The 22,758-nt window shown below is 59.7% G+C and carries 20 protein-coding genes and 1 riboswitch; of the genes, 7 read left to right on the forward strand and 13 right to left on the reverse strand.

What is annotated here, in order from left to right; genetic code table 11:
• The first annotated feature begins 181 nt into the window (after positions 1-181).
• Entirely contained in the window at positions 182-1,297 is a 1,116-nt protein-coding gene (locus tag JF535_RS07695) for an acyltransferase family protein (RefSeq protein WP_207000913.1), read from the forward strand.
• Between the two features lie 25 nt (positions 1,298-1,322).
• Here the strand turns inward: JF535_RS07695 and JF535_RS07700 are convergent, their stop codons facing one another.
• The 4 genes from JF535_RS07700 to JF535_RS07715 all read right to left on the reverse strand — a co-directional run bounded on the left by JF535_RS07700 (position 1,323) and on the right by JF535_RS07715 (position 5,448).
• Positions 1,323-2,228 carry a choline kinase family protein gene (locus JF535_RS07700; RefSeq protein WP_207000915.1) on the reverse strand — a complete coding sequence of 302 codons (906 nt, stop codon included), beginning with the start codon at positions 2,226-2,228 and terminating at the stop codon, positions 1,323-1,325.
• Complete coding sequence (gene pnuC / locus JF535_RS07705) at positions 2,194-2,850, reverse strand: nicotinamide riboside transporter PnuC (protein ID WP_207000917.1); 657 nt, start codon at positions 2,848-2,850, stop codon at positions 2,194-2,196. The genes JF535_RS07700 and pnuC overlap by 35 nt, the downstream gene beginning before the upstream one ends.
• A 3-nt stretch (positions 2,851-2,853) precedes the next feature.
• Positions 2,854-3,114, reverse strand: a complete 261-nt coding sequence (locus JF535_RS07710; protein WP_066966529.1) for a YkoF family thiamine/hydroxymethylpyrimidine-binding protein — start codon at positions 3,112-3,114, stop codon at positions 2,854-2,856.
• A 189-nt stretch (positions 3,115-3,303) separates the two neighbouring features.
• Complete coding sequence (locus JF535_RS07715; protein ID WP_207000919.1) at positions 3,304-5,448, reverse strand: TonB-dependent receptor; 2,145 nt, start codon at positions 5,446-5,448, stop codon at positions 3,304-3,306.
• 60 nt (positions 5,449-5,508) lie between these two features.
• Positions 5,509-5,624, reverse strand: a riboswitch (TPP riboswitch).
• A 223-nt stretch (positions 5,625-5,847) separates the two neighbouring features.
• Between JF535_RS07715 and JF535_RS07720 the strand changes: the two genes are divergently transcribed.
• Positions 5,848-7,236 (forward strand): glutamine synthetase family protein, encoded by a 1,389-nt coding sequence (locus tag JF535_RS07720; protein WP_207000921.1) that lies wholly within the window; start codon positions 5,848-5,850, stop codon positions 7,234-7,236.
• A 4-nt stretch (positions 7,237-7,240) separates the two neighbouring features.
• On the opposite strand, the gene JF535_RS07725 is transcribed toward JF535_RS07720, so the two are convergent.
• Complete coding sequence (locus JF535_RS07725) at positions 7,241-9,319, reverse strand: acyltransferase family protein (RefSeq protein WP_207000923.1); 2,079 nt, start codon at positions 9,317-9,319, stop codon at positions 7,241-7,243.
• Between the two features lie 235 nt (positions 9,320-9,554).
• On the reverse strand, positions 9,555-10,823 hold the full coding sequence (locus JF535_RS07730) for a 6-phosphofructokinase (RefSeq protein ID WP_207000925.1): 1,269 nt from the start codon (positions 10,821-10,823) through the stop codon (positions 9,555-9,557).
• Positions 10,824-11,191: 368 nt separating this feature from the next.
• Here JF535_RS07730 and mpl point away from each other — a divergent pair, with 368 nt between their 5' ends.
• From mpl to JF535_RS07755, 5 genes are all read left to right on the forward strand, one after another.
• Positions 11,192-12,574, forward strand: coding sequence for a UDP-N-acetylmuramate:L-alanyl-gamma-D-glutamyl-meso-diaminopimelate ligase (gene mpl, locus JF535_RS07735; RefSeq protein WP_207003628.1), 1,383 nt, complete (start codon positions 11,192-11,194; stop codon positions 12,572-12,574).
• Positions 12,575-12,605: 31 nt separating this feature from the next.
• Entirely contained in the window at positions 12,606-13,226 is a 621-nt protein-coding gene (locus JF535_RS07740) for a flavin prenyltransferase UbiX (RefSeq protein ID WP_207000927.1), read from the forward strand.
• A gap of 12 nt (positions 13,227-13,238) precedes the next feature.
• Positions 13,239-13,517, forward strand: a complete 279-nt coding sequence (locus JF535_RS07745; protein ID WP_207003629.1) for an Rdx family protein — start codon at positions 13,239-13,241, stop codon at positions 13,515-13,517.
• 62 nt (positions 13,518-13,579) lie between these two features.
• Positions 13,580-16,213, forward strand: a complete 2,634-nt coding sequence (locus tag JF535_RS07750; RefSeq protein WP_207000929.1) for an efflux RND transporter permease subunit — start codon at positions 13,580-13,582, stop codon at positions 16,211-16,213.
• Positions 16,214-16,369: 156 nt separating this feature from the next.
• Positions 16,370-16,975: a lipase family alpha/beta hydrolase gene (locus tag JF535_RS07755; RefSeq protein ID WP_207003630.1), complete on the forward strand. Its 606-nt coding sequence runs from the start codon at positions 16,370-16,372 to the stop codon at positions 16,973-16,975.
• A gap of 9 nt (positions 16,976-16,984) precedes the next feature.
• Here JF535_RS07755 and yjgA read toward each other — a convergent pair whose 3' ends face one another.
• The 7 genes from yjgA to JF535_RS07790 form a co-directional block, all read right to left on the reverse strand.
• Positions 16,985-17,515 carry a ribosome biogenesis factor YjgA gene (gene yjgA, locus JF535_RS07760; RefSeq protein WP_066966510.1) on the reverse strand — a complete coding sequence of 177 codons (531 nt, stop codon included), beginning with the start codon at positions 17,513-17,515 and terminating at the stop codon, positions 16,985-16,987.
• A gap of 52 nt (positions 17,516-17,567) precedes the next feature.
• Entirely contained in the window at positions 17,568-18,911 is a 1,344-nt protein-coding gene (mgtE, locus tag JF535_RS07765) for a magnesium transporter (RefSeq protein WP_422880014.1), read from the reverse strand.
• Between the two features lie 99 nt (positions 18,912-19,010).
• Positions 19,011-19,280 carry an HPr family phosphocarrier protein gene (locus tag JF535_RS07770; RefSeq protein ID WP_066966504.1) on the reverse strand — a complete coding sequence of 90 codons (270 nt, stop codon included), beginning with the start codon at positions 19,278-19,280 and terminating at the stop codon, positions 19,011-19,013.
• A gap of 32 nt (positions 19,281-19,312) precedes the next feature.
• Positions 19,313-20,173 (reverse strand): RNase adapter RapZ, encoded by an 861-nt coding sequence (rapZ, locus tag JF535_RS07775; protein ID WP_207000933.1) that lies wholly within the window; start codon positions 20,171-20,173, stop codon positions 19,313-19,315.
• A 97-nt stretch (positions 20,174-20,270) separates the two neighbouring features.
• On the reverse strand, positions 20,271-20,732 hold the full coding sequence (gene ptsN, locus JF535_RS07780) for a PTS IIA-like nitrogen regulatory protein PtsN (protein WP_207000935.1): 462 nt from the start codon (positions 20,730-20,732) through the stop codon (positions 20,271-20,273).
• Positions 20,733-20,786: 54 nt separating this feature from the next.
• Positions 20,787-21,080 (reverse strand): ribosome hibernation-promoting factor, HPF/YfiA family, encoded by a 294-nt coding sequence (gene hpf / locus JF535_RS07785; RefSeq protein ID WP_207000937.1) that lies wholly within the window; start codon positions 21,078-21,080, stop codon positions 20,787-20,789.
• A gap of 169 nt (positions 21,081-21,249) precedes the next feature.
• Positions 21,250-22,725, reverse strand: coding sequence for an RNA polymerase factor sigma-54 (locus JF535_RS07790; RefSeq protein ID WP_207000939.1), 1,476 nt, complete (start codon positions 22,723-22,725; stop codon positions 21,250-21,252).
• Between the last annotated feature and the right edge of the window lie 33 nt (positions 22,726-22,758).

Here is a 22,758-nt window from a genome sequence, read left to right on the forward strand (position 1 = left end):
TTTCCGCTGTTTGCTCGCGCCTAATGCAATACGCGCCAATATTTCTGGTATTTCCACGCGGTGGGTCAATTCCCATAGCTCCGGATGCTGTCCCTTCTATACCATGTGCCCCCTTAGCGGTCAGCAGAATGGCCGGTTCATTGCATGTAAGTTATTAGTCGTTGGGAATGAAGGGGGAGACATGGATCGTCGGCTTTATCATTTGGATTTTCTCAGAGCCTTCGCGCTGTTTGTCGGTGTGTTTTATCGTTCGGCCCATGCTGATGCCGGCTCGGGGGATTACGATTTTGTGCGGGATGCCTCCGGTGCATTCAGGATGGCTTGCTTTTTTCTGATATCCGGGTACTTCTCGGTTGCTCTGATCGAGCGGAAGGGGGCCTGGCCTTTTCTGAAAAGTCGCCTGGTGATGTTGACGGTACCCGCATTGGTCTGTGTTGTCTTGTTGGCACCGCTCACTGCTGAGTGGATGACCTCGTACTACCGTGAGGCTTCGACTGGCAAGGACTTCAAGATGTTCTGGATGTACCATGCATGGTTTCTGTTTTCGCTGTTGGCGTATACCCTGGTGTTAACCTATACGGTGCGTATAACCAAAGCTTCCGTTCAGTGGTTATCGCGTTTTATGCCGGAAAATGTAGCGAGATTTTCCCTGTTTTTTGCGGTTGTACTTGTGTGTGCAGTTTCCTATAAGCTGCTATTGCCGAGCTTTATGTGGGACATTCCATATATTCATCTGGTCGGTCTCTTCGTTCTTGTTACTGTGCATCACTTTCCCTATTTCCTGCTTGGCGTATTCATGTTTCTGTGGCGGGACCTGTACGAGAAATTTAACAGTGGCTATATCGGCTGGGGTTTGACCGCCCTGGCCTGTATTGGCGGGGCCATGCTGCTCGGTAGTTTGACGGATTACTATCAGGAGCAGGGTGAAGTGGCACGTTTTCTCGATATTTTTTCTGTAGTTTACGATTACATCCTGGCAATTTTGTTGTCCATTTTTCTGTGTGCGTTTGGTGCGCGTTTTCTGGATAAAGATTTTTGGATTGTCCGGGTTATGTCGCAGTCGGCGTACACGGTTTATGTTGTGCACTTTATCGTTGTGGCGTTTTTGCTGTTTGTCCTGCAGCGCGCAGGTGTGCCGATGGATGTGCGTATGGGGCTTTCTGCGATTGGGGCTTGCCTGGGCGGGATGCTATTCCACTTCGCGATTGTGAAACGCTATCAATTCCTTTCCTTGTTGTTTAACGGCAAGCTGAATTATGGCTCTGGCGGTGTAGCAGGGCGCGCGGTGAAGGCGTGAAGTGTGCTGCAGGGGCGGTGAGGGCTCAGTCGTGGCCAGTGTGCGCCGCCCAAGTGGTGAGGCGCTGGCAAAGCGCGGTGATACTCTCTTCCAGCCCAGCCTGGAGGTTTTCACCGGTGGTGCGCGGTATGGCGTACCAGAGAGCGGACAGGTAGCGGTAAGCAATCTGCCAGTGACCCAGCCTTTTAAGGTCGCCTGCGCCAACAGGACGCTGCAGGTAATGCTGAAGCAAGGTGCGCCGCTTTCCCTCTGGCAAGTGGTGCTCTTCAGTAATCACGGCAAGATCGTAGAAGGGGTCACCGGTGCAGGCATACTCCCAGTCGATAACCAGCAGCTGACCACCTCTTGAAAATATCAGGTTTTCTGGCTGCAGGTCGTTGTGGCAAAGCACCGGGGAGCAAATCATGGCTTGTGCGGCGGCAATATGCGGGCGTACTTGATCTTCCAGCTGCCGCAGCCGATGGGTAAAGCTCGAGTTATCCGCAATGGACTCCCAGTAACGGGCTATCTTGGCGTGAATATCCAGCGCGCTGTCAACGATGGGCAAGCGGTGAATCGCGCGGGTGAGTGCCGCCAATTGTGCCAGCGCCGTTGCGTTGCCAGGTCGCGCTTGCTTCCAGGTGTGGCCATCGATGAAACCGGTTACCAGGTAGTTGTGGCCTGGGTCGCAGTAGATCAGGCGCGCGCCCAGCCCGGCATCGCTCGCCTGGCGTAAGGACTGTGCCTCGGTGCGGCGGTCCAGGTCGAGGGCGTTGCTGATAGGGGAATTCCAGCGCAGGACGACGTTTGCGCCATCGGCGTTCAGTAGAAAGCTGCGGTTGGTGAGCCCGCTGGCCATTGGCCGCACCACGGTCGGTTGGGTGGCACTCCAGCGCTGCCAGTCGCTGGGGAGGATGTCAGCGGGCGGCAAGGTCATTGGTAGTGGCCGCAAAACGGTTTCCGGGTGCTTGTTTCCGGTACAGTGCAAACCACTGTATAAAGCCGATAATCACCAGAATCACATACAGCACAAACAGCAGGGCGGTGAGATAGAGTTCGCGGTCAATGTACAGATAGATGGCGGCGCCATCGATGACAATCCAGTAGAGCCAGTTCTCCAGTACCTTGCGGGTCACCATATAGGTGGTCACCACCGCGCCCCAGGTGGTGAATGAATCCAGGTAGGGCAGCACGGCACTGGTGTATTGGTCGAGCAGGTAGCCGAACACCAGGGTAAGCACACCGATGGCGGCGAAGGCGCTCAGGTGCGTGGTGGCCGACCAGCGGTGAATATGCAGTGTTTTGCCGTCGCGTTTTCGATGTCGCCACTGCCACCAGCCATAGATGGCCATCAGCAGATAAAAAACTTGCAGGGCGGACTCCATCAGCAGGCTGACATCCCAGAACAGGAACAGGTAAATCGCGGTGCTGGCGAAGGCGGCGTACCAGCACAGGATGTTTTCCCGCATGGCCAGTAGCAGGTAGGCAAGCGCCAACAGCACTGCCGCCACTTCCCACAGGGTCATGGCCGCGTAGGCGCTGGCGATGGCTTCGCGGATCTCCGGGCTGAGCATGGATCAGAGTCCGATATTGGGGTTCAGGTCGCCGTCGATAAATTTGCACACGAAAATCGCGCGCCCGAACTGCTCCCAGGACTTGCGCATTTCCGCTTTCAGCACATCCATCACCACATCGTAGTCACCGAACACCTGAGTACTCATGGTGTTGGAGATCACCTGTAGCTGCGGCTGTTCGTTCAGGCGCTGGATAAAATCCTTGATGGCCGGAATGTACTCGTCTTTTAGCGGGTACATACTGATTTCTACGGAGAGTTGCATATCAAATCTCTTGAGTTATTGGGGGTGTTCCATTGAACCAGCTCGAGGCTGTACCGCTGCCGGGTATACCTTTGCGAGACACGTCGTGAACCCATCCATGGGGGCTCGGCTGCGGCCATCCAGGCCGCAGACGGTCTCGCAAAGGTATACCCAGCATCGGTACCTTCACAGCAAGTTCAGTTCACTGAATCAAAATGTATAGCTGCCGGAGATGCCTGCCGTGCGCGGCTCACCCAGCTGGTAGTAGGCTTCCGGCGCGTAGCCATTGGCCGGGTTGTTGCCAAACTGGTTGCTGAAATAGAAGCCGCGGGTGTACACCACCTCATCGGTGAGGTTTCTGCCCCACAGGGAGACATGCCAGCGGTCCTCGCGGTAGGTCAGCTTCGCATTGACCAGCTCGTAGGCGGTGGACTTCTCGTTGTGGCTGTTGGAGAAATAGAAGTCGTCCTTGCCCTCCAGTTCGACGCGCGCCGTAAGGTTGCTGCTCAGCGCGTATTCCGCACCGGCAAAGAACTGGTAATTCGGCGCGTGGGCCAGGTCGCGGCCGTCGAGGTTCACCGGCGGAAGCGCTTCACCGTTGGAGTCGTCCCGCGCATCCACATGGGCGGCGGTAACGAAATCATCGAACTCGGCGTTCAGCCAACCGAAGGTGGCGAACAGCTGCAGGGCTTCGGATGCCTGGAACTGGAGCTCGGCTTCGATACCGCTGCTGTATCCACCCGCGGCGTTGGTCAGGTAGTCGTCGAAGGAGAAATCGTCCGGGTTGAAGATGGACTGTTTGGCCTGGACGTCGTTGCGGTCCTGATAAAAGGCCGCGAGCTGCGCCTGCAATCGGTTTTCCAGCCAGTCGCCTTTTATGCCCAGCTCGTAGTTCAGCATGCTTTCGGTGTCGAACAGGTAGGTATCTTCCCCGATGGCAGGGTTGCTCGCGGACGCCGAGATAATCCGCCCGTTCACGCCACCCGCCTTGTAGCCGCGCGACAGGGTGCCGTAGAGCATGGTGTTATCGGTCGCGCTGAATTGCAGGGTGATATTGCCACCCCACAGGCTTTCGTCGTTGCGATTGGCCACCTGCAGATTGTCACTGTAGTCCGCGCGGCGCTGCTCCAGGCGCAGGCCGGTAATCAGTTCAACGCGCGCGCCCAGGGCGGTATTCAACTGGCCGTAAAGCGCGGCATTGTCGGTGTCGAACTGGCTGGTGAAACTGGCGTTGCGTTCGAGCCCTTCTTCTTCGGTGCGTAAATATACCCCGGCCACCCAGTCGGTGCTGTCACCGAACAGGCGGCTCTGGTCGGTGGAGGCCAGTCGCACATCGGCACTCAGGTTGTTGCGCTCACGCTGGTAGTTATCGGTGGAGCTGTATTCCCAGGGGTGGAAGCCCTCATAGGTCCAGTCTTCGTCGTAGCCGTATTCGGTGTCGGAACTGGCGGCGCTCAGTACGGATTTAACGGTGAACAGCGGACTACCGCTCCAGGTTGAGCTGACCGCGCCGGCGAGGGTTTGCTGGCGGTCCCAGCCGGGCTGGTCGGAGAGGGTATTGCGGGAGTTGTCGAAGCTGAAGGCGTCGTAGCCGTTGTCCGCATCCAGGTACAGCAGGGTGAAATCCAGCTGCAGGTCATCGCTGGCCTGATAGCGCAGCTTGCCGCGCGCCACGGTCTCGTCGATGTTGTTGGTGTCTTTGCGGTTCAGGTAACGGTTATGCACGTAGCCGTCGGACTGCTGGTTCTGTAGCGCGAAGCGGTAGCTCAGCTGCTCGGACAACGGGCCGCTGGTGACGGCGGACAGGGTGTGGGAGCCGTAGCGGGCGGCTTCCGCGGAGACTTTTGCATAGTTCTCGGTAGTCGGCGCATGACTGGTCATGGTGACCAGGCCGGCCAGGGCGTTGGCACCGTATACCGTGCCCTGGGGGCCGCGCAGGATTTCTACCTGCTGCATGTCGAGGGTGCTGGCGGCAAGGCCCAAACCGGTAAAGTCGATGCCGTCGACGATCAGGCCCACTGAGGAATTGACCGGGTCGATAAACTGGCTGCGCTCACCGATACCGCGAATCTGTACAAAGCGGCCCCGGGAGGCGCCACTGGAGAAATTCACGTTGGGGGCCAGGTTCAGCAGTTGCTCCAGGTTGGTGGCGCCGCGGGTTTCGATGGCGCTGGCATCCAGCACGCTGACACTGGTGGGGGTGTCGAACTGGCCAGCCGCGCGCAGCTGGCCGGTTACCACCACCTCCTCGAGGGCGGTTTCGGCCAGGGTAGCACTGCTGATCAGCACGATTCCGGCGCTGACAGCCTGGGCGATCGGTTTGATGCGGGATTTGAGGCGGTTATCGATATTCATGGCTCTCTCAGTGATGTCAGTGATGTCGGTGAGAGACCCGGTGTGCGACGTGAAGAGGAGAGCTGGAGGACTACCTATTCCTACGCCGGTATTAGCCGGATCAGGTTCAAGGGTTTGCGGGCCGGGTCGCTTGGAACCGGCAGCATCTCAGGCGTTTGCCACCCCTTAGGTTTTACCGGCGCGATGCTATCAGATATACGTTGGCACAGGAACTGCGGCGGGGCCGCGCGGGTTATCTGGCTGGTGGGCAGAGCCGATTCGTTGTGATGGTTGCAGCGGGCATGACGGTACTGGCTGTGCCAGGTCTTTATCACACAACGATTTTTTTTAACTGGCTGGATTTGCTAGGCGGCAGATTCCTTTACACTGCGGACTCTTATCCAATGTACTGGAGCCTGTATGAGTCAGCCCGATGCAAATTCCTGGCTGGAAACCCTGCCCGAAGCCTTCCTCGCGTACCTGAACGGGCGCCGTCTGGACGAGGTGGAGTGCATAGTCCCGGATCTGAACGGCATGTCCCGCGGCAAGGCGATGCCGCTGAACAAGTTCTCACCGGATGCACCGATCTTCCTGCCCATCTCCATTTTCTACCAGACCATTACCGGTCAGGACGTGGAGATGGCGATTGAAAACCAGTGGGCGGAAAGTGATATGGCGCTGGTCGCGGACATGTCCACCGCCATGGCGGTGCCCTGGGCGAAGACACCGGCGCTGCAGATCATTCACGACCTGCAGGATCTCGACGGCAACCCCATTCCCTGTGCGCCGCGCAATGTGCTGAAGCGGGTAATTGGCATGTACCGGGAGCGCGGCTGGCAGCCGATTGTGGCTCCGGAACTGGAGTTTTACCTGACCCGTCCGAACGTGGACCCCAATGAGCCGATCCAGCCGCCGGTGGGACGCAACGGCCGTTCGGGCACATCGCTGCAGTCGTACTCCATGACTGCTATCGACGAATACGGCCCGGTGATCGACACCATTTACGAATTTGCCGAGGCCGCCGGCCTGCATATCGATTCGGTGATTCAGGAGGACGGTGCCGGGCAGGTGGAATTCAACCTGACCCACGGTGACCCGCTGCTGCTGGCGGATCAGGTGTTCTACTTCAAACGCATCATCCGCGAGGCCGCGCTGAAAAACGGTATGTTCGCCACCTTCATGGCCAAGCCCATGCGCGACCAACCCGGCAGCGCCATGCATATCCACCAGAGCGTGGTGGATATCGAGACCGGTAAAAACGTGTTCTCCGCGGACGACGGCAGTGCGACGGACCTGTTCCGCTATTTTATCGGCGGCACCCAGAAGCATATGCGGGAAGTGATGCCGTTTATCGCCCCGAATGTGAACTCCTATCGACGTTTTGAATCCGAGGCGAACTCCAGTGCGCCCACCAATATCGGCTGGGGTTACGATAACCGCGCCACCGGTCTGCGGGTGCCCAATTCCGGGGCTCAGGATCGCCGCCTGGAAAACCGGGTGGTGGGGGTGGACTCCAACCCGTATCTGGCCATTGCCGCCAGTCTGGTATGCGGCTATCTCGGTATGATCAACGGTGTCGAGCCCAGCGCGCCCGCGACCTCGGAATTGAATGAGGAGCAGGAAGAAAACTTCTATATCCCGCTTACCTTCGACGAAGCGCTGCGTATCTTTGACGATGCCGACGAGGTGCGCCAGGCACTGGGTGAGGACTTCTGCCAGCTGTACGCGGCGGTGAAATACGAGGAGATGCGCCTGTTCCACCGGGAGATTTCTCCCTGGGAGCGGCAGCATCTGTTGTTGAATGTGTAGAGGCTCAGCCCTGCGGAGGGTTGAGCCTGTCCCGCTCTGACAGAAGCACGCGCCCCAGTTCCCTGATCGGCGGTGTCTGCTCGGCTAACGCCGGCAGCAGCTGGCGAGCCGCAAATACTGTCAGGTGGTCATCGTCCCGGTAGAGGAGCTGGTCGTCGATGGCGATTTGGCAGTTGTCGTCGCACATCATTTCTCGCGGGTTCAGGGTATAGGCACCATGGCGTTCAGCCACCAGGTCGATCATCCTGTCGGCCTGCCGGTGCCGTTTTTCCACACGGCTGACTGGGGGCCCCGCGCCGAGAGCGGTTCCGCCAAAGGCGGTTGTGGCCAGAGCCGCCGGAACGGAGTATTCAATTTCAGGGACGCCCTTGATCAGCACCACCTGCCGCCCGGTGGCGCGAATGGTTGCGACCGTTCGGTCGAGTGCGTCAGCAACCATGGCTGCTCTGCGGGTTCCCGTTGCCTGCGTGGCCCAGCTGGGGATGGGGGTAGTCCGGGTGGTGACAGGCTCCAGTTGCATATCGTCACCGCCTTCGGGGCGGGTCCCTTCACTCGCTAATGCCCAGCGCGCGGCCAGCACGACGACGGGGAGGTCTTCCCTTTTCTGCAATAGCGACAGCACCTGATCATTGAATTGGTCACAGCTGTGCGAGCGGGACTTGTCCGGTCGGTACAGCCCGAGTAACGGTGGGCAGCCGGATTTAAGTGCCGCCATACCGATGGATTTCTTTTCTGTGTGCAGGGGCTCAAAGCCTGGAAGCCAGGCCGCAGCATGAGAATCTCCCCACAAGAAAACGCCGTTTTTTTGTGAGCGATCGAGAGGATCCTGGCCGATCGAGCACAGATTTGCCGCGGGAGATTTCTCCATGCACCGCTCCTGACGGTCGATTCCGCTGAACGCCTGCTGGTAGGTGGCAAGATAAGGATCTGGCAAACGGAGTGGAAAGCCGTCGTAGGTCTTGATGGTCGCGCCGATGCCAACGAGTAACAGGGATGAGACCAAGGAGAACCTTACCAGTTGGGGACGGGATACCCTTAGTACCCGGCCACCGCGAAATGGCTGTTCGATATATTTCCAGCTGGCCCAGGCAATAACCAGGGAAAGCGCCACCGCAAACAGCGCAACAGTTGTCGGGAGGTGGGCGCTGCCTTGCAGCAGGCGCAGGCCCACCAGCACCGGCCAGTGCCAAAGATACAGCGAGTAGGAAATCAGTCCGATACCGACGAGCAGGCGGTTGCCGAGCACCCGGGAAACCCGGTTGCCCGGGGCTTCACCGGCCCATATCAGGGCCACAGCACCCAGTACGGGCAATAGCGCCGCAGTTCCGGGGAAGGGAGTTTGTGAGTCGTACAGGACCACGCCGCTGGTGATCATCAGCAGCCCGGCGAGGGCAATAAACTCGGCCGCAGTGCGCTGCTGCAACTTCGGCAGGGCGCCCATGGCAAGCAGGGCGCCGGCACCCAGTTCCCACATCCGTGCAGGCGTGAGGAAGTAGGCCGCTGTGGGCGCGGTCCGGGTTTGCCACACGGCGAAAAGTAGTGAAGCCACGGTCGCGATGGCGACCCCAGTGAGCATGCGGGCTCGAGGGCCCCGGGCCAACAGGCACAGCAGCAGAGGAAAGCCCAGGTAGAACTGCTCCTCGACCGACAGCGACCAGGTGTGCAACAGCGGCTCCCACTCCGCGGCCGTGCCAAAGTAGTCCTCGGTGCTGCGCAAAAACCAGACGTTGGAAAGAAACAGGACGGCCGCGATCATCGAGCGGCCCAAAGCACCAAAGGCATCTGGCGGCATCAGCAGCCAGCCGGCGACCACGCAGGCCAGCATCATCGCAAACAGTGCGGGCAGGATCCGGCGGGCGCGGCGGTCGTAGAAGCGCGCCAGGGAGAATTCACCGCTGGTGATTTCCCGGATCAGGATGCTGGTGATCAGAAATCCGGATATCACGAAAAATACATCGACGCCGATAAAGCCGCCGGAAAAGCCCGGGAGGCCCGCATGGCCAAGTACTACCGGCAATACTGCCAGAGCCCGCAGGCCGTCGATATCCGGGCGGTAACCATTGATTTGCTTGTTGCCTGCCAATTGAATAATGCCCCGCAAATTCACTTCATTCAGGGTAAAACGGTGCGTCTCTGGCGCCCTTTCGGCACAGACGCGGAGGCGCGTAATTCTACCACCTTGCGGTATGGAAATACGTGCGCCGGGTGACGGGAGTGTGAACCTGTGCAGCTCGCCAGGGGAGGGGGAGGAAGAGGGGGAGAAGGAGAGGGAGAAGGCGCCCTGGGCCTGATGGCGGCCCGGGGCGGGAAGTCACACCTTATACGGCGAAGCTGTCACTCAGTTTCTTCTCCACCAGCACTTTCTTCAGGCGCGCGTACTGCGGAATACCGTTTTTGTAAGGCGGGTAGTCTTCGCCCTGAATCAGGGGCTCGAGATAGTTGCGGCCGGCCTCGGTGATGCCAAAGCCGTCTTCGGCAATAAATTCCGCGGGCATGAACTTCTCGACATTGGCCACTTCGGCCAAGGGTGCCTCGCCAATGGTCCAGCTGTAATCCGCGGTGGTGGTGCCGTTGCGTTCGATGGTGGGCATGATCGCATTCTTGCCGGCAACCGCCGCTTCCACCGCGGCCTTGCCCACGGCGTAGGCCTGCTCCACGTCGGTGGCAGACGCAATGTGGCGCGCGGCCCGCTGCAGGTAGTCGGCCAGGGCCCAGTGGTATTTGAAGCCCAGCTCGTCCTTCACCATTTTCGCCAGGGTGGGCGCGACACCGCCCAGCTGCTTGTGGCCAAAAGCATCCACACTGCCGGCGTCGGCGAGGAAGGTGCCATCGGCGTACTGGGCGCCTTCAGAGGCGACGATCACGCAATAGCCCTTGTCGGCAACGGTCTGCTGTACCTTGGCCAGAAACTTTTCTTTGTCGAAGGCCACTTCCGGCAGCAGGATGATGTGCGGGGCATCGCCTTCCTGTTCCTGGGCCAGGGCGCCGGCGGCGGCAATCCAGCCCGCGTGGCGACCCATCACTTCCACGATGAATACCTTGGTCGAGGTGGCGCACATGGAGGCCACATCGAGGGCGGCTTCCTTGGTGGAAACGGCCACATACTTGGCCACGGAGCCAAAGCCCGGGCTGTTGTCGGTAAACGGCAGGTCGTTGTCCACCGTCTTCGGGATATGAATGGCCTGGATCGGGTAGCCCAGCTTTTCCGACAGCTGGGAGATCTTGAGGCAGGTGTCGGCAGAGTCGCCGCCACCGTTATAGAAGAAGTAGCCGATGTCGTGGGCCTTGAAGACCTCGATCAGGCGCTCGTACTCGGCGCGGTTCTGCTCCAGGCTCTTCAGCTTGTAGCGGCAGGAACCGAAGGCACCGGACGGGGTGTGGCGCAGGGCGGCGATGGTCTCGGTGGATTCCTGGCTGACATCGATCAGCTCTTCCTTGAGGGCACCCACAATACCGTTGAGGCCGGCGTACACCTTGCCAATCTTGTCGCCGTGCTGGCGGGCAGTCTCGATGACTCCGCAGGCGGAGGCGTTGATAACGGCGGTAACGCCGCCGGATTGCGCGTAAAAGGCATTCTTCTTCGACATGTCTATCCTATGGCTTCTCGTCTAAAGTCACCCTCGGCGTGGGGGTGGTGCAGGCGGGTGGCTCTTGACGGCTACCTCACGCGGCGCGAAGTCTAATGTATTCCCATGGCAATTGCATGGAATTGCGGGCCTTCGACACGTACTGTGGCGAAGTGCCGTGATAAGCTTGCGCGGCGCCGGTATTTCAGGCGCTGCGGGCGATCCCTGCCGTTGACAGGGAAGCAAGCAAAAACCGCGCCGAGCCACAGGGTTTGTCGAAAATTTGCCCGCCGTTGGAGAATGATTGCGTGAACAGCCGGTCCGCTGAGAGGCCGGTGCGGGTGGTGGTAATCGCGCGTATTGGTAGTGAACAGAGTGAACAAATTGGCATGCATATTCATATTCTAGGCATCTGCGGCACTTTCATGGGCAGCCTGGCGCAGCTGGCGGTGGCCGAGGGACACAAGGTCACGGGCTCTGATGCCAATGTGTATCCGCCCATGAGCACGCAGCTGGAGCGCGCCGGGATTGCCCTGACCGAGGGCTATGATCCCGCGCAGCTGGATCCGGCACCCGACCTGGTGATTATTGGCAATGCCCTGTCGCGGGGAAACCCTGCGGTAGAGGCCGTTCTGGAGAGGGGCTTGGCGTACACCTCCGGTGCGCAGTGGCTGTGTGATCATTTCCTGGGAGGGCGCTGGGTACTCGCGGTTGCCGGTACCCACGGCAAGACCACCACCGCCAGCATGCTGGCCTGGGTGCTGGACTATGCGGGCATGGACCCGGGGTTCCTGATTGGTGGCGTGCCGCAAAATTTTGATGTGTCGGCGCGCCTGGGCAGCACGCCTTTTTTTGTGGTTGAAGCCGACGAGTACGACACCGCCTTTTTTGACAAGCGCTCCAAGTTTGTCCATTACCGTCCACGCACGCTGGTGATCAACAATCTGGAGTTTGATCACGCGGACATTTTTGAAGATCTGGCCGCGATCCAGAAGCAGTTCCATCACCTGGTGCGTACGGTGCCCGGCAGCGGCCTGGTGATCGCTGCTCAGGAAGATAGCGTGACCCAGGTGCTGGAGCAGGGTTGCTGGAGCGAAGTGCAGCGTTTTGACGTGGCCCAGGGCGAGCGCCCGTGCATGGGAGACTGGTGTGCGGTGAATGTGGCCGCGGACGGCAGTCGCTTCGATGTGCAGCTGCAGGGCAGCACCGTGGGCACCGTGGAGTGGGATCAGACCGGTCTGCACAGCGTCAAGAACGGCCTTGCGGTGATGGCGGCTGCCCGTCATGTCGGGGTCGAGCCGGCGGTGGCCGCCGAGGCACTAGGGAAGTTTGGCGGTGTGAAGCGGCGCATGGAGTGCCTGGGGGAGGTTGAGGGCATACGCCTCTACGATGACTTTGCCCATCATCCCACCGCTATTGAAACCACGCTCAATGGGCTGCGCGCCAAGGTCGGTGGCGATCGAGTCATCGCATTGATTGAACCGCGATCCAACACCATGCGTATGGGGCATCATCAGAATCAGTTGGCGCGCGCCTGCGCGGGGGCAGATCTTGTGCTGTGGTACCAGCCAGAGGGTATGGACTGGTCACTGGACGAAGTGGTCCACCACTCTACGGTGCCGGCGAAGGTTCTCCACAGCATCGACGCTGCGGTAGAATCCGTGCTCGACCTGTCAGGCCCCGGCAGTCACGTGATCGTGATGAGTAACGGTGGCTTTGGTGGTGTGCACCAGCGGCTGCTGCAGGCGCTGCAACAGAAATACGACAACTAACCCCACGTTCGGGCGGACACGGAATCTTTTTTTGGCTGAGCCGATTTTTCCCAAGACAGTAACTCTGGCGATCACCGGTGCCTCCGGCGCCCAGTACGGACTGCGCCTGTTGCAGTGCCTGCTGGCGTCGCGCGTGCGGGTATGGCTGCTTCTTTCCGATGCCGCACGTATTGTGATTGACACGGAAACCAGTGTGTCCCTGCCAGAAGACGAAGCCGATACGGCGCGTTTTCTGGGTGAATTGTACGGCGCCCAGCCGGGGCAGTTGACCCTGTTTGGCAAGCGCGACTGGTTCTCGCCCGTGGCATCTGGCACCGGTGCCGCCAGCAGTCTGGTGATCTGCCCGGCGAGCGGCGGCACCCTGTCGGCGATTGCCTGCGGTGCTTCCAACAACCTGGTTGAGCGTGCGGCGGATGTCGCGCTGAAAGAGCGCCGACAATTGATCCTGGTGCCGCGCGAGGCGCCGTACTCGGAAATTCACCTGGAGAATATGCTGAAGCTCACCCGCATGGGCGCGGTGATCCTGCCGGCGAGCCCGGGCTTCTACCAGAAACCACAATCGGTGGAAGACCTGGTGGACTTTGTAGTGGCCCGCATCCTGAGTCAGCTGGGCATCGAGCAGTCTTTGTTGCCAGCCTGGGGTAACGGCTGAGTGCAACCCGTGATGCAAAAGACGGTCACCATTCATTACTGCGTGCAGTGCAACTGGATGTTGCGCGCCACCTGGATGGCGCAGGAGCTGCTGTACACCTTTGCCGAAGACCTGGAGCAAGTGGTATTGAAGCCCGGTAGTGGCGGTGTCTTTGAAATCCATGTGGGCGACCAGCTGATCTGGGAGCGCAAGCGGGATGGCGGCTTTCCCGGGCCGAAAGCGTTGAAGCAAAAAGTGCGTGACGTACTTTTTCCCGAGCGTGATCTGGGCCATGTGGATAAGCCATCGTGATTTCCCTGAACAAACCTGCACCGTCTCTGGTGCGCATTTTCTAAAACAAAAGCGAATTCATTATGCTGTTGGGCTTGAAGACCTGGTACGAAAAGCTGGTTCTCGGACACCCGAAAATCATACTGGCGCTGGTGGCATTGCTCACCCTGGCGGCTGCCGCGGGCCTGCCGCGCTTTAAGTTGGATGCTTCGGCTGATTCACTGACCCTGGAAACCGACGATTCGCTGGATTTTTTCCGCGAAATATCCGAGCGCTACAACTCCGGGGATTTCCTCGTGGTGACCTATCGCTATAAAGGGGGCGACCTGTTTAGTGACGAGTCACTGGCGACCATGCGGCGCTTGCAGGACGAGCTGGCCATGGTGGAGGGCGTTGCCAGTGTGCAGTCGGTGCTGAACGTGCCGCTGCTGTACAGCCCGAAGCTGTCGATTACCGAAGTGGCCGAGGGGATTCGCACCCTGTCCTCAGCGGATGTAGACCGGGAGCTGGCGCGCCAAGAATTTCTCGAAAGCCCTATTTATAAAGATCTGATCCTGAGTGCCGATGGCGAGACGACCGCCATCATGCTCAACCTGACGCTGGATCAGAAAGGATTGGACCTGGTGCGTGAGCGGGATGCCCTGCGGCGCCAGCGCAATGAATCTGGTCTCGATGCCGCGCAGGCACAACGCCTGGAAGTGGTGTCGGCGGAGTATCTGCAACACCGCACCGCGCAGGAAGATGCCGCGCGTGATCGGGTGCAGGAGGTGCGCGAGATTCTCACCCAGTATGAAGGCAGCGCCGAACTGTTCCTCGGCGGCCTCACCATGATTACCTCGGACATGATCGCGTTTATCCAGAGCGACCTGATGGTGTTCGGTGCCGGTATCCTGATCTTTATCGTGGTGACGCTGCTGCTGATCTTCCGCCAGGCCCGCTGGGTACTGTTGCCCCTGACTACCTGTGTGACCACGGCGGTCATTATGCTCGGCCTGTTGTCCTGGCTCGACTGGCGCCTGACGGTGATCTCCGCCAACTTCGTGGCCCTGCTGCTGATCATTACCCTGGCGATCACCATCCATCTGGCGGTGCGCTACCGGGAGTATTTTGCCGAACACCCGGAGTGGGATCGTTTCCAGCTGGCCTCTGCCACCGTGGCGTTTATGGCAAAGCCCTGCCTGTATACCGGGCTTACGACCATGGTGGCATTTATCTCCCTGGTGGTCAGCGGCATCCGCCCGGTTATCGACTTCGGCTGGATGATGACCATGGGCGTGACCGTGGCACTGGTGCTTTCATTCCTGATCATTCCCGTGAGCCTGATGTTATTGCGCAAGCGCGATGCCGGTCAGGGTGCGGATAATTCGCACGCGTTTACCCAGGTGTTTTCCCGTTTCGCTGAACATCATAAAGGTGTGGTGCTGGGTGTCGCGGTGGTGGCGGCCATTATCAGCGCGGTGGGCATCTCGCGCCTGAAAGTGGAAAACCGCTTTATCGATTACTTCGACGATTCCACCGAGATCCATCAGGGTATGCTGGTGATTGACCAGCGCCTCGGCGGAACCATCAACCTGGATGTAGTATTGAACAAACCGGAGCAGGCCGAACCGGCGTTCGAGGGTGAGGACGATCCCTTTGCGGCGGATTTCTCCAGTGACGATGATACGGCGGCGGAGGCTGAGGCGGATCCATTTGCGGCGGATGACCCATTTGCTGCCGAGGACCCGTTTGCCGCAGACGATCCCTTTGCCGCGAGCGGCAGTGAAAGCCAGGGGCCAGACGCCTACTGGTTTACCGTGGCTGGCCTGAACCAGATCGAGCAGCTGCACGACTTCCTCGAAGCCCAGCCGGAAATCGGCAAGGTTCAGTCACTGGCCACCCTGTACAAAGTGGCCCAGGATCTCAATGACGGCGGCCTCAATGACTTTGAGCTGGCCATTGCCCGCCAGAGCCTGCCGGAGGAAATCAATCAGGTGCTGGTGAACCCCTATTGGTCGCCGCAGGCGCAGCAGGCCAGAATCACCATGCGTGTGATGGAAACCGATCCCAACTTGCGCCGGGACGAACTGATTCGCCGTATTTATACCTACGCGGAAAATGAAATGGGCATCGCGCCGGAAAACATCCGTCAGACCGGTATGCTGGTGCTGTACAACAACATGCTGCAAAGCCTGTTCAAGTCGCAGATTCTCACGTTAGGCGCGGTGTTTGCGGGTATTTTGCTGATGTTCCTGGTGCTGTTCCGCTCGCTGTCGCTGGCGGTGATTGCCCTGGTGCCGAACATGCTGGCAGCCTGTGTGGTGCTCGGCGGGATGGGCCTGGCGAATATCCCGCTGGATATGATGACCATTACCATTGCCGCGATTACCGTGGGTATCGGCGTCGACCACGCGATCCATTACCTTTACCGGTTCCGCGCGGAATTTGCCAAAGATGGCGACTATATTGCGACCATGCACCGCAGCCATGCCACCATCGGGCGCGCGATGTTCTACACCGCCATTACCATCATTGCCGGTTTCTCGATTCTGGCACTGTCCAAGTTTGTGCCGTCCATCTACTTCGGTTTACTGACGGCGCTGGCCATGTCGGCGGCCCTGCTGGGATCCCTGACGCTGCTGCCATTGTTGCTGGTGCTGATCAAGCCGCTGCCCAAGCCGGCGGAGGGCAGCGGGCCGGGAAAGCCCGCAGCGGCCGCTGAGGCCTGTGCCGGCTGAGCGGGCCGATCTGGCGCCACACGATGATGGTTGATTGATTGTTCGGGCCCGGGGGGTTACCTCCGGGCCCGAATTCGTTTTCGCACAGCACTATTGCCTTCTAACCTTATTGGGTAGAGAAGGGTGATTCGTGGCTGGGTGGATCTTGCGGAAATGATGAAGAGCCGTATTGCGATACTGATTCCCGGGATTTTCGACCGGGGCAGGTCGATGCAAAGGATGCAGGGCGCGCTGGAGCGGTCAGGTTTCGTCGCGCGCACCATCCGCTTGCAGACCAACAGTGGCTGGTATGGGATGGAGCCGATGGCGGCACAGTTGCGCGACCTGGTGGAGGAGGTGACCCGCGAGGATGAGAGTTGCGCACTGGTGGGGTTCAGCATGGGGGGGATTGTGGCGCGCTATTACCTGCAGAGACTGGGCGGCGCGGAAAAGGTACACAAGTTTATTGCCCTCTCCAGTCCTCACTTTGGCAGCCTGTGGGCCCACCTGTTGCCCTACAAAGGTGGGCGGCAACTGCGCATCGGCAGTGAATTTCTCAGTAGCCTGAACCGGGATGCCGCAGTGTTGGAAGGCGCCGCGCCCGTATCCATCTGGACACCGTACGACGCCACCATTGTGCCCCGCACCAGCTCGCGCCTGCCGATCGGCAATACCTATCAGGTCCCGGTCAGCCTTCACCGCTGGGTGCCCCAGAACCCGAAGGTGATCGACATTGTCCGCACCGAACTCGCCGGCGCACTGGAGGACCCTGACGGGCGCTGACTCGACGGATCAGCTTTCCTGCATGAAGAAGTCCCGCAGATAGCGAAACAGTTTGCGCTGGTTGGTCGGTGCTTTCTTGTTCGCGATTTCTTTGTTGGCCTCGCGAATCAGGGCGCGCACCTGCTGGTGATCAGCGCCGGGATGGGCGTCGAAAAACGCACTTTGCGCCTCTTTCCCCTGTTCCAGCAACCGTTCCCGCCATTCTTCCGCCATACGGTCAAAACGCAGGTGCAGGTGGTCCTGTTCCCGGTGCTTCTCCAGTACCGCCTGGATCGCCTCGACATCGGCCTTGCGCATGAGTTTGCCGATGTACTGCAACTGGCGGCGGCGCGCTTCCCGGGACTTGATCCGGTGCATGGTGTCGATAGCCTCGCTCAGCACCGCATCCATGGGGACCTCGGCCAGCTTCGCCGGGTTCAGCTCGGTCAGCTGCTTGCCGAGTGCCTGCAGCTCGTGCATTTCCTGCTTGACCTGGGTTTTGCTTTTGAAATTCTCGTCCTCAAATTCGTCAAAAGCGCCGGGATCATCTGAATTGTGCATGGTATATCTCTGAAACAGTACTGGGGTAAACGGAACCTGAATAGGCTGCGCGTCAAATAAAAAACCAGGTCGCGAGGCCGAGGAAAGACATAAAGCCCACCACATCGGTGACCGTGGTCAGGGCCACGCCGCCGGCCAGGGCGGGGTCGATGCGCAGGGCACGCAGGGCCACCGGTAGGATAGTACCGGCGAAGGCCGCGGTGACCAGGTTGATGACCATGGCCGCTATGATAATCAGGGCAATGCGGGTATCGCCAAACCAGAGCGCGGCGATACCGCCCATCACCGCAGCCCAGAGAATCGCATTCAGCGCGCCACTGGCCAGCTCACGGGACAGGAGCCAGCTCAGGTTACTGCGCCCGACCTGGCCCAGGGCCATGCCGCGAATGATGACCGTGAGGGTCTGGCTGCCGGCGACACCGCCCATACTGGCGACAATCGGCATCAGTACGGCGAGGGCCACCACCTTGTCGATGGTGTCCTGAAACAGGTTGATGACCCAGGAAGCGAGCAGGGCGGTGAGCAGGTTGATGCCGAGCCAGATCGCGCGACGGGGCGCGGTGCGCTTTACCGGTGCGAAGGTGTCCTCTTCCTCGTCGAGGCCCGCCAGGCTCATCAGCGAGTGGTCGGCGTCTTCCCGGATCACGTCGACCACGTCGTCGATGGTGATCCGCCCCAGCAGGCGATTTTCCTCGTCCACCACCGGCGCGGTAATCCAGTCGTATTTGGTAAACAGGCGAGCCACTTCGTCGTCCGGCATATCGGCGGGAATGGGGTCCACGTCGGTGATCATGATTTCACGTACGGTGACGGAGGGATCTGTGGTCAGTAGTTTGGTCAGTGGCAGCAGGCCGATAAAGCGGTCTTTGCGGTTGACCACAAACAGGTTGTCGGTGGATTCGGGCAGCTGCTCGTGGCGGCGCAGGTAGCGCAGCACCACATCGAGGTGCAGGTTGGGGCGCACGGAGACAATTTCCGTGTCCATCAGGCCGCCGGCGGTCTCCTCGTCGTAAGCGAGGACGTCTTCCACCCGCTGGCGGTCGTGCTCGCTCATGGCAGACAGTACTTCCGCCATCACCCGCTCGGGCAATTGCTGGAGGATGTCTGCCACATCGTCCGCATTCAGCCCTTCCATCACGGCCACCATCTCCTCGGTGTCCATGGTGGAGAGAATCTGGCCCTGTACCTCGTCCGGCAGTTCCTGCAGTACCTCGCCCTCGACCTTGCGGTCGATCAGTTTCCACAGTACCTGGCGGATGCGCGGCGGCGAGCTCTCGAGCAGCTGGGCGATGCTTTGCGGGGAGAGTGAGGACAGCATGCGCTGCACTTCCCGCCCGGTGCCACTGTCCAGCGCCGCATACAGCGCACCGAGCTGGTTCTGAGCGCGGAATGAGATGTCGGCGTTGGAGGGCTTGGGCACGTAAACACCTGCTTGTTGGGGGGTACTGCGAGGGCCGGCATTATAAGGGTAGAAAGGGGGGCGGCAGGCGCCTTTTTATTCGCCCTCACCAAAGCGGTCGTTAATCAGCAGGCAGATGGCCTCGTGCGCAGCATCTTCATCGCGGCCGCAGATTTCCAGTTCCAGCTCCACGCCTTTGCCCGCGGCAAGCAGCATGAGTGCCATCACGCTTTTGCCGTCGACGGCCTTGCCCTGGCAGTGCACTTTCACTTCAGAGGAAAAGCGCGCGCTGGTCTGGGCAAACTTGCTCGCGGCGCGCGCGTGTAGCCCCAGTTTATTGATAATGGTGATGCGGCTTTTTTGCATGGTGGGTATCTATCGTATGCTCCGGCCCGGGCTCATTTTTGCTGTTCGCGGTGTCGAACCTGGATATTCTCGAAAATCCCGGCAAAGGCTTTGGCCAGCTGCTCCACCATGTACACCGAGCGGTGGCGGCCGCCAGTGCAACCGATCGATACCGAGGTATAGCTGCGGTTGCTCTGCTGATAACTGGGTAGCCAGCGTTCCAGGAACTGGGTGATGTCTCGCTGCATATCCCTGGTCTCCTGGTGAGACTGCAGGAATTCGGCCACTTCCGGGTCCATGCCGGTTTTGTTGCGCAGTTCCGGTATCCAGTAGGGGTTGGGCAGACAGCGCAGGTCAAACACCAGGTCCGCATCAACGGGCACACCGTGCTTGAAGCCAAAGGACTGGAACAGGATGGCCATGCCGGGTGAATCTTTGCCCACCACCCGGGATTTCATCTGGTCGCGCAGCTGATGCAGGGTGAGGCTACTGGTATCGATGACCAGGTCGGCCATGGATGCGAGCGGTGCCAGCAACTCCTTTTCACGATTCAGTGCTTCGAGCAGGTGGGTGTGGCTGTCACTCAGGGGGTGTTTGCGGCGGGTTTCACTGAAGCGCTGCACCAGTACCGGCGAGCGCGCATCCAGATAGATGACGTCGCAATCGATACCGCTGTCGCGCAGGTCGTTGATGACTTTGGGGGCCTGGCGCACGTCGTGCCACAGGTTGCGGGCGTCGATACCGAGCGCCAGCTGGGTGTTTTCCTGCGAGGGTTGCTCGGTTACCCGGCGGATCAGTTCGGGCAGCAGGCTGGCCGGGAGGTTGTCGATGCAATTGAAGCCAACATCTTCCAGCAGTTGCAGCGCGGAGCTCTTTCCGGAGCCCGAGCGGCCGCTGATTATGACCAGTCGCATAGAACACGCACTCCTTGCTGAATCCGGCACGGCATGTGGCCGGAATGGCTAACTTGAGCGGCTCCGGCAACGGGCTGTCACCGGTAGTCGCGGCCTATTATGCCGCGGCGGCGCTATTGATGGCCAGTGCGTAAAGTTCATCGCTGGTGGTGGCCGCACGCAGTTTTTCCCGCACACGGCTATCGCTGAACAGGGCTGCAATTTCGGCGAGGGTGTCCAGGTGCTCCTGGTCCGAGTCTTCGGGCACCAGCAGGGCAAACAGCAAATCCACCGGCTGGCGGTCGATGGCATCGAAGTCCACCGCCGGGGATGTGGTACACAGTACGCCGATCGGGCCAGCACAGCCGGGCAGGCGGCAGTGAGGGATAGCAACGCCTTCGCCGATGCCGGTAGAGCCAAGGCGCTCCCGGGCAACCAGCTGGTTGAAGATCGTGTCGGAATCCAGATCGGGATATTGCTCGGAAATCGCCTGGGCGATGTTGAGTAACAGCTTTTTTTTGCTGCTCCCCGCCAGATGGCAAAGGCTCAGGCGGGGAGAGAGTAATGCTTCCAATGTCATAACGTACTGATGATCTAGCGGTGCAGGCCAGCCGGTAACCTGGTTATGTTACGACTAGCGGTGACTGCGTAACTTCTCTTTGTGTTTCAGCAGTTGCCGGTCGAGTTTGTCAGTCAGCGAATCGATCGCTGCGTACATGTCCTCAGACTCCGAATCGGCAAAAATATCCTTGTTGCCGCTCACGTGAACCCGTGCTTCGGCTTTCTGGATCAGTTTGTCGACGGAAAGAATGACCTGTGTATTGGTAATCAGGTCATTGTGGCGGGAGAGCTTGTCCAGTTTGGTCTGGCAGTAATCGCGAATGGCCGGAGTAACGTCTACATGGTGGCCACTGATATTGATCTGCATGGATTTCTCCTCATCGGGTGCAACACAAATCTGGCTGGACCCCCGCACAGGGCGGCAACCCTACTAGGAAGTGCGCCAGAATGGAAGGATACACTCAATGTATAGCCATTGGTTGTACAGAAAGCGCACACACGAAGGCGAAGAGTGCTTCCATATGTGACTGCCCTCGCTAAACCAGTCGTTTTCTCTCGCTGGACGAGGGAATGCCCATGGATTCACGGTACTTGGCCACTGTACGTCGCGCGACCTTGATGCCCTGGGAGTCCAGCTCCTGAGTGATTTTGTTGTCCGACAGCGGCTTGCGCGGCTGTTCGGCATCAATAAGCTTGCGGATCAGGGCGCGGATGGCGGTGGACGAGGCATCCTCCCCGGAGTCGGTGCTCACATGGCTGGAGAAGAAGTATTTCAGCTCGAAGACACCGCGGGGCGTGAGCATGTACTTCTGCGTGGTCACCCGGGAAATGGTCGACTCGTGCATGCCGATGGTCTCGGCAATGTTCGCCAGTACCATGGGTTTCATGCCTTCTGGCCCCAGTTCAAAAAAGCCCTGCTGCTTTTCCACGATGCAGCTGGCCACCTTGAGCAGTGTCTCGTGGCGGCTTTGCAGGCTTTTCAGGAACCAGCGCGCTTCCTGGAGGTTGTCGCGCAGATAGTTGTTGTCACTGGAGTTATCGGCGCGCTTGATCAGTGAGGCATAGGCGTCATTGATGCGCAGCTTGGGCGTGGTCTCGGGGTTGAGCTCGACGACCCAGCGGTTGTGCTTGCGGCTGACGATCACATCGGGCACCACATACTGGGGCTCTTCACCGCCGAAGGCTTCGCCCGGGTAGGGGGTGAGAGTCTGGATCAGTCGCATGACCTCGCCGAGCTGTGACTCGTTGAGCCGCGTGCGGCGGGTCAGTTGGCGGAAGTCCCGCTTGCCCAGCAGGTCGAGGTGCTGGCTCACCACCAGCAGGGCCTCGGTCATCCATGGGGTCTGTTCCGGCAGCTGGCGCAGTTGCAGCAGCAGGCTCTCGCGCAGGTCGCGGGCACCACAGCCGGCGGGCTCCAGCTGTTGGATGGTCTTCAGTACGGTCAGTACTTCGTCGGCTTCCACCTCGAAGGTGGCGGCCACCTCGTTTAGGTCCGCGTCGAGGAAGCCGTTGGGGGCGATGGCGTCGATCAGGGTTTCGCCGATGAGCTTGTCGATATCCGTCAGCGGGGTCAGGTTCAGTTGCCACAGCAGGTGGTCCTGCAGGCTTTCGGAGGCCGCGTTGCGCTGTTCCAGCGCGTATTCATCGCCATCGCCGCCGGTATAGCTGCCGCCGGTGTAGATATCGTCCCAGCGGGTGTCGACTGGCAGGTCGTCCGGGATTTCGCTGTTCCAGTCACCATCGGCCGTAGACTCGCCCTGCGTCTCGCGGGCAGCTTCCTGCGCGCGGGTCTCCGGCTCTTTGGTTTCGGATTGCGCAGGGGTGTTCTGGTCCTGATGGGGCTCGCCGGTGTGTTCTTCGAAGTCGGATTCCAGCAGGGGGTTGCTGTCGAGGGCCGACTGGATTTCTTGTTGCAGATCCAGCGTCGACAATTGCAGCAGACGGATCGCCTGCTGCAACTGCGGTGTCATCGTCAGCTGTGTGCCGAGTTTTAACTGGAGTGACTGCTTCATATGGGGGTTTGCCGGCAGAAAATTCTGGCATTG

This window comes from Microbulbifer salipaludis, assembly GCF_017303155.1.
In the GTDB taxonomy this organism is placed as follows: domain Bacteria; phylum Pseudomonadota; class Gammaproteobacteria; order Pseudomonadales; family Cellvibrionaceae; genus Microbulbifer; species Microbulbifer salipaludis.

Bases quoted from the DNA above. Each gene is read 5' to 3' on its own strand.
- JF535_RS07770 (WP_066966504.1), bottom strand. From the start codon at position 19,280: ATGCAAAAAAGCCGCATCACCATTATCAATAAACTGGGGCTACACGCG.
- rapZ (WP_207000933.1), bottom strand. From the start codon at position 20,173: ATGCGACTGGTCATAATCAGCGGCCGCTCGGGCTCCGGAAAGAGCTCC.
- ptsN (WP_207000935.1), bottom strand. From the start codon at position 20,732: ATGACATTGGAAGCATTACTCTCTCCCCGCCTGAGCCTTTGCCATCTG.
- JF535_RS07715 (WP_207000919.1), bottom strand. From the start codon at position 5,448: ATGAATATCGATAACCGCCTCAAATCCCGCATCAAACCGATCGCCCAG.
- JF535_RS07790 (WP_207000939.1), bottom strand. From the start codon at position 22,725: ATGAAGCAGTCACTCCAGTTAAAACTCGGCACACAGCTGACGATGACA.
- JF535_RS07730 (WP_207000925.1), bottom strand. From the start codon at position 10,823: ATGTCGAAGAAGAATGCCTTTTACGCGCAATCCGGCGGCGTTACCGCC.
- yjgA (WP_066966510.1), bottom strand. From the start codon at position 17,515: ATGCACAATTCAGATGATCCCGGCGCTTTTGACGAATTTGAGGACGAG.
- mpl (WP_207003628.1), top strand. From the start codon at position 11,192: ATGCATATTCATATTCTAGGCATCTGCGGCACTTTCATGGGCAGCCTG.
- JF535_RS07745 (WP_207003629.1), top strand. From the start codon at position 13,239: ATGCAAAAGACGGTCACCATTCATTACTGCGTGCAGTGCAACTGGATG.
- JF535_RS07750 (WP_207000929.1), top strand. From the start codon at position 13,580: ATGCTGTTGGGCTTGAAGACCTGGTACGAAAAGCTGGTTCTCGGACAC.
- JF535_RS07695 (WP_207000913.1), top strand. From the start codon at position 182: ATGGATCGTCGGCTTTATCATTTGGATTTTCTCAGAGCCTTCGCGCTG.
- hpf (WP_207000937.1), bottom strand. From the start codon at position 21,080: ATGCAGATCAATATCAGTGGCCACCATGTAGACGTTACTCCGGCCATT.
- pnuC (WP_207000917.1), bottom strand. From the start codon at position 2,850: ATGCTCAGCCCGGAGATCCGCGAAGCCATCGCCAGCGCCTACGCGGCC.
- JF535_RS07755 (WP_207003630.1), top strand. From the start codon at position 16,370: ATGAAGAGCCGTATTGCGATACTGATTCCCGGGATTTTCGACCGGGGC.
- JF535_RS07710 (WP_066966529.1), bottom strand. From the start codon at position 3,114: ATGCAACTCTCCGTAGAAATCAGTATGTACCCGCTAAAAGACGAGTAC.
- JF535_RS07720 (WP_207000921.1), top strand. From the start codon at position 5,848: ATGAGTCAGCCCGATGCAAATTCCTGGCTGGAAACCCTGCCCGAAGCC.